4 protein-coding genes are annotated in these 6,000 nt (G+C 37.7%); 3 read left to right on the top strand and 1 reads right to left on the bottom strand.

Going from position 1 to position 6,000, the window contains the following annotated elements:
- Positions 1-912: 912 nt before the first annotated feature.
- Positions 913-1,098, bottom strand: a complete 186-nt coding sequence (locus tag JIG41_RS15485; RefSeq protein WP_063530423.1) for a hypothetical protein — start codon at positions 1,096-1,098, stop codon at positions 913-915.
- A gap of 220 nt (positions 1,099-1,318) precedes the next feature.
- On the opposite strand from JIG41_RS15485, the gene traN reads away from it, so the two are divergent.
- The 3 genes from traN to JIG41_RS23075 all read left to right on the top strand — a co-directional run bounded on the left by traN (position 1,319) and on the right by JIG41_RS23075 (position 5,862).
- Complete coding sequence (gene traN / locus JIG41_RS15480) at positions 1,319-4,468, top strand: conjugal transfer protein TraN (RefSeq protein WP_138558888.1); 3,150 nt, start codon at positions 1,319-1,321, stop codon at positions 4,466-4,468.
- A gap of 70 nt (positions 4,469-4,538) precedes the next feature.
- Positions 4,539-5,489, top strand: a complete 951-nt coding sequence (locus JIG41_RS15475) for a hypothetical protein (RefSeq protein ID WP_138558887.1) — start codon at positions 4,539-4,541, stop codon at positions 5,487-5,489.
- A 250-nt stretch (positions 5,490-5,739) separates the two neighbouring features.
- Positions 5,740-5,862 (top strand): hypothetical protein, encoded by a 123-nt coding sequence (locus tag JIG41_RS23075; protein WP_258536053.1) that lies wholly within the window; start codon positions 5,740-5,742, stop codon positions 5,860-5,862.
- The last annotated feature ends 138 nt before the right edge of the window (positions 5,863-6,000 follow it).

Genomic DNA, 6,000 nt, shown 5'->3' with positions numbered 1-6,000 from the left:
GTGGACGTGGAGGCAATCGTAAGACTAGCCGAGTCAAAAGCTCGACTAGCGGTGTCCAACGAAGCGTCAAAAAAGAAAGGTTAGTAGCTTAGGCTATTATCTTGGAAGCTCGATGCCTTTAGGCGCGAGTAGTTCACTAAATATAGGCTAAGTAAACAGCAAGCAATGCACATATTTGGATTTAAGAAAACAACATACCACAAGTACACGAGCCCAAAATACGAAGAAGAGATAAGTAACAATGTTTCAATTATTTGCGAGTGCCTTGATCACATGGGTAAAGGAAAAGCAAAGAGATACTTAGAACTAAAACTCTCAACACACCGAGATAAGTCAGTTAGAAAACTATTAACCTGACGTATAGTCTTGTTTACTCTTAGGGAGTGAACTATGTTTATAGCAGCTCATATTGCGTTCGTTACCTTTGCATATTTAGGGATTCATTTGGGAAAATTTGTTTTTAGCAAAAAATTACTAGGTAATTGAGCGATACCCCCTAGATTTATCTAATTTTAATATTAAATTAAGCTTATACTTGTTTCGGTTTTTTTACTCCACCTATAAAAAGTTAATATTAAAAACATGGAGTTATTGAAACAACAGTGTGAAGTGAATCACTTATGGGCGCCACCTTAATGTCGAATAAGGGGGGCTCATAAAGTTTCGAAAAATTTTTAAGTATGGAAGTTTGACAATAATAAGCACAGCCTCTATATTTAAAGTGTATTTCATAAATTATTAAGCCAGCAAATTCCTAATTGATTAACAATACCCAAGCATACAAACTCACCTTCATCCCTAAGTTTGTATGCTTTTTTCTTTTGTATCCTAGTTTAGCCAGAATGACGCTGGATTTGCTTTTTGTGCTTCTATACTTTGCTGGTTTGGTATTCTATAACAGAGGTTTAGCTATTAGGTGACATTATGTTCTTGTCGAGCATTTTCTATTGCTAAAGACTCCCTATATTCAGCAGTTTCTGCTGTCAGTTTCCAATGAACATCAAGTAAATCCTGTTGCTCAACTACTTGTCTAACCTCTGCTATAGAGGTTTTGAAAAACTCTTTTCTGGGATTTACTTTGTTTACTTGCTCTCTCAAATCTTCTGTGAAGTTCTTTTTCTAGTGTAGGGCCATCCTCACTATAGATCATGGCATGTATATCAAATGATAATGGAGCAAAGGCACCTCTGAGCCTGTTTACTCTATCAGGTGGCTTTAATTGAGCAAATTTTAATTAAAAATCTAATAAAAATTAGGATTTAGATGGAAATATAGATTTTAAAATATCTTCAAATCAATTGTCATGGCTCTATGTTGAATGAAGTGTTTTAAGAAAAAATTAACCGGATATACAATTATTGCAAGCATGGTTGGTCAAACCATTGCTGTATCAGTAATTGGGGTATGGGCTGGGTTACTATCGATTGCCACTCCATTTGAAACAGCTATTGCTGCACAGGAACGGTTTGACCAAATTCAGCAAAAATACAAAACTGATGATCCAACAAATAACCGCTCCGATGATCAACGTTTAAATCAAACGTTATTAAAATACCCACATCAAACAGTCATAAATCCAAATCGAGAAAATGAGATAATTCAAAAATACTACCTAACCCCACAGACATCTAGAACAGTTGATTTGTCTGCTTATGGTAATTATGGAGACAATGCACAGCAGCAGATTGAAGATAGCGTAAATGTTGCGAGAGACATGTCAAAGTCAGCTGTTGTTCCATCGACTAATGCTAGTGGAGGTTTAATTACAAATTATAGTAATGGAGGAGTTTCGCTTACAAAAGATGATAGTGGTAATTATGTTGGGACTATTGATGAATCAAAAGTTACTGAGCATGTTTCTAATCAAAACGAGTACACTAGCTCAGAGCTAAATCACTCTCAAACAACATTTGAGGCAGACAGTCACTATGGTAATGAGACAGAGTTTTATGCTTCAGGAACCACTAAAATAAACAGTTTGAAAACTGACACTGCTAGTGATGCAACTGTATACCAAACAATTCAATCAATTCAGAATGACAATAAACCCCCAGAAATAAACCCCAGAAGCAGTATTTTCAATTACGGATTTAATGAAGTGAATGATGCCCTTGACGGTACCGGATCATGGTTATCGTCATGTACAGACGAGTCAGTTGACATAACACGTGAATTTATATCAACACAATCAACAAATCATTTGTGTATGCAACCCCTTGCAAGCAATAGCTTATATTGCGAAGTTGAAAGAGCTACACCAGTTGCTTATGACGTAATAGTGCAAATGGCGGGTAAGGGGAAGCAGTTTTTAACAGTAGAATTTGACCTAAAGAAGCAAACTGCTAAGACAATAGCCCCAACCGATTCAATTGCAACAGAGCTGAAATTTGAAGGTCCAAGTTTTGAAGATTTCTGCACAGTTAATAATACTAATATTAATAGGGTAAGCCTTGGTGCTTGGCCCAACACCACACTAGATGGAAGTATTGATGAAAGTACTTGGATTCGAGAGTTGCAAGCGCCAACATGTGCAAATGGTTTAAAAGGTATTGTCCAAGTTGAAGATAAAACTGATGATAGTGGTGATACAAAATGGATCTTGAACGCTCAAGTAAGATACAGGTTTACTGGTGAAGTAGGGGAAAACAAGCAGTATCCAGCTGGTTGCTATGATGCGATTGAAAGTGAGCTTAAGGAAAGCAATGGCTTAGCAGGGTTTAGTGACACAATTAGTGGTGGTACTGAAAGCCGGTTTGAAGGTTTTTGTAAATTTGATAGCTATACAAATATCGAGGTTGGTAGCGTTGGATTACCCCCAGAAATATTAGAAACAGTCCCTCCTTTTTATAATGGTGATACAGGAAATAAAACTTGGAGAGTTAACCTTGATGGATACAATTGTGATCCTACTAAAGGTGAAGATTACTGTATTGTAACTCGAAGAGCCACTTTGGAAGAAAAAGCAGCAGGGATAGAGGATGAATTCCAATGTTATTCCTGGGATGAGATAGAATCTCAACCAAACCACTGCACTACCTACCAAACTGATACGCAATGCCAAGAAATTGAGAGAACATGTGCTGAAGGGTGGCTTTGGGAGCGAGATGACGCCGATGATATTTGCTTCGCTTACACAATTGAGTATCAATGTGATGAAGAAATTGTTTCGACTGTAACAAGCTCCGTAACACAGAATACCTGTGCGGCTACATTGCCTTGTGTTGGAGGGAGTTGTGAAACATCAAATAGTGAAGTTAATGATCAATTCGCAGATGTTCTCGCTATGGCTACAGTAATACAGCATATGGAAGATGGGATGAACTGTGAAGATCCTACAGACCCATCAACGTGCACTATTTTTGAAGGTGAAGGTAAATTTTGCTCTTGGGAGCCAAGCGGTTTAGGTAATGACTGTTGTGAGGCTCCTGATGGTGTTGATATTTATGAATATGCACGAGCTGCTTATGGCATGCTACAAGCAGATGCATTTGTAGCTGGACTAGATGGAACCAGTAATGCTGTAGTAGGCGGCTATCAGAGTATGAGAGAACCTATTGCTAATGCAGCTACAACTGCTGGTGAAGCAGTTTCAAGCGCCTGGTCTTCAGTTTCTACAGTATTTACTGATGCGGCAAGTACTGCTGCAGGTAATGCAGCAGGGGAGGTGGTTGATGCATCTGGGGCCGCAATGGATATTTTATCGGATCAAGCTATTGAAAAACTACAACAAATGGTTATGAACTACGTTTATGACTCGATTCCAGAGGAGTTAGCACAGGCATTAATGAAAAAAACCGTTGAGGATGGAGTATCTACAGTGGTGCTATCAGAAGGAGCAAGTCAAGCCGTAGCGGTAATTGGTTATGTATATGCTGCATACATGGTGTATCAATATATTAAACTAGCTTTAAATTTGCTCACTGCTTGCCACGAGTATGAAATGGATATGGGAATTAGGCTTGCTACGAAACAATGCATTCCCGTAGGAAAGAAATACTGTGCTGAAGATGCTTTGGGTGTCTGCTATCTACGTCGTCAAGATTATTGCTGTTATGACTCCATCCTATCTCGAATAATAATGGAACAAGCATCCCCAATGCTTGGCCATGACCTAGAAGAATATACAACAAAAGAAGTTGATGGTTCAAAATTAAGGAATTGTCCGGGGTTAACCCCTGAACAACTGTCTAACCTAGACTGGAATAAAATTGATTTAAGCGAATGGATTAACATAATGATCGAGTCTGGTATTGCTGATTTTGATCAAGACCTTGATAAGCTGACTGGTTCTGGTCGACTACTTAATAATGAAGGTCGAGAAAACGCTGTTGATAGAACAACACAAAGAGCTGTTGACGCTGAACTGGCTGAGAGAGCTATTGAAACAAGAAGTATCATAAATGCAGATGATATTGATTGTTCATATGTGCCGAGACTATTAGCATGCTATTTCCATAATGATGATTAATGATTGTAAAGTTGCGCGATATAAATAATAAAGTACGATAGAGACACTTTCGGGACAAACGAGGAAATCTATGAAAAATATAACTAAAATATCCTTAGCTTCAGTCATGGCATTAACTTTATCAGCTTGTTCATCAACAAAAGAGCCAATTGTGTTTGATAGCTTTCAAGCAAATGAGAATGACTCATTTGCAAAAACAACAATGCGCTTAGCTGGCAGCAATAAGTTTATGGACAGTGCTGACGGAAAGTCAGGGACACGCAAAGTACCTGGCTCGAGTGTAATGGCTCTAGGTCAGCTGTTAATGTTAGATTTTACTGGAGCAGCCAGTACAGCCATTAATGATAGTATCATTGAAGACGAGCCTTTAGCTAAGAACGTCCAATTTATAGTTAAGGTTGAGAATGTAAGTCAATCAGCACTTGCAAATCCTGAAAGTATTATTGCTAGAGCTTCGAAAAAGCTTGATGAAATTGCTGCCAAGAAAGGGCTTGAAATAGAGTCAGAAAGGACAACAAGTACTCAGCGAATCATCAACTATAAAAACAAAAATCAATGTGAAAATTTGATTCTTGTTGTAAATAACTGCGGGCAATACATTGGGCTTGGTCGAGTTTCGTCATATGATCAAGAAAGTAAGTCTGCATATGTAATTTTTGAAGCAAATGGAAATTTTGTATCATTGCATTTAATGAGTGATTACATGGGGGATGATGTTTACTTGTATCACCCTAGAAAATTAGGATCAGGTAACTGGGATTACAGTTGGGCTATGTACGCTGGTTCTCATATAGTCATTCACAAAGGGAAAATACATAAATTTATTACTGGGCAAAATTTTGAAGATGGTGTGGATATTAGCGAACTGCGATACGTATTTTTTGAGGAATGGGAAAAAGAAAATAAGAGCGAATACAACGAAAAGTATTACAAAAACCCTAAAGACAAAGGTAAATACTTATACGATTATCACTTAAAAGACATGAGCTTCACTGAATTACCGCTTGATACTAAGTTGTAAATTTACTTGCATTTGAACGTAGTATGTTTACTATTTTATAGCTATCCCATGCTCCACGTTTGGCATTACGACCACTGGACTTGGGCGAAATTGCCGGCCTCTTCAGGCCGGTTTTTTCAATTATGGACAATAGAAAAGTACAAAGTGAATACTCGTGTTGTTTGAAGTATAAGTTACTTCAAACAACAACTCGCGTATACATAGACGGATATAACTTTTACTACGGCTGTTTAAAATGTACAAATTTTAAATGGCTATAGGAAATGTTAGCGATGATGTGACCGATACGTACATTATACCTGATCCACAACAATTAACTGATGCATTGAATGATTTGTATAAGACAGTGCCAGCCCTCGGTTTAAAAGAGTAATACCATTCCGCATAAAGATTAAATCAATTTAATCCATTCCCGATTGCACATTTTCTTCACTCGATCCGGGATTGAAATAAAGTGATTCCATGCCTTTGAAACTTCATCGACAATTTCGTCATAGCCCGAAAACACTCT

Origin of the sequence: Pseudoalteromonas sp. bablab_jr011, from assembly GCF_016464045.1 — a bacterium.
GTDB classification, from domain to species: domain Bacteria; phylum Pseudomonadota; class Gammaproteobacteria; order Enterobacterales; family Alteromonadaceae; genus Pseudoalteromonas; species Pseudoalteromonas lipolytica.
Note: the sequence above shows the minus strand (reverse complement) of the source record. Positions and strands in the feature narration are given on the sequence as shown.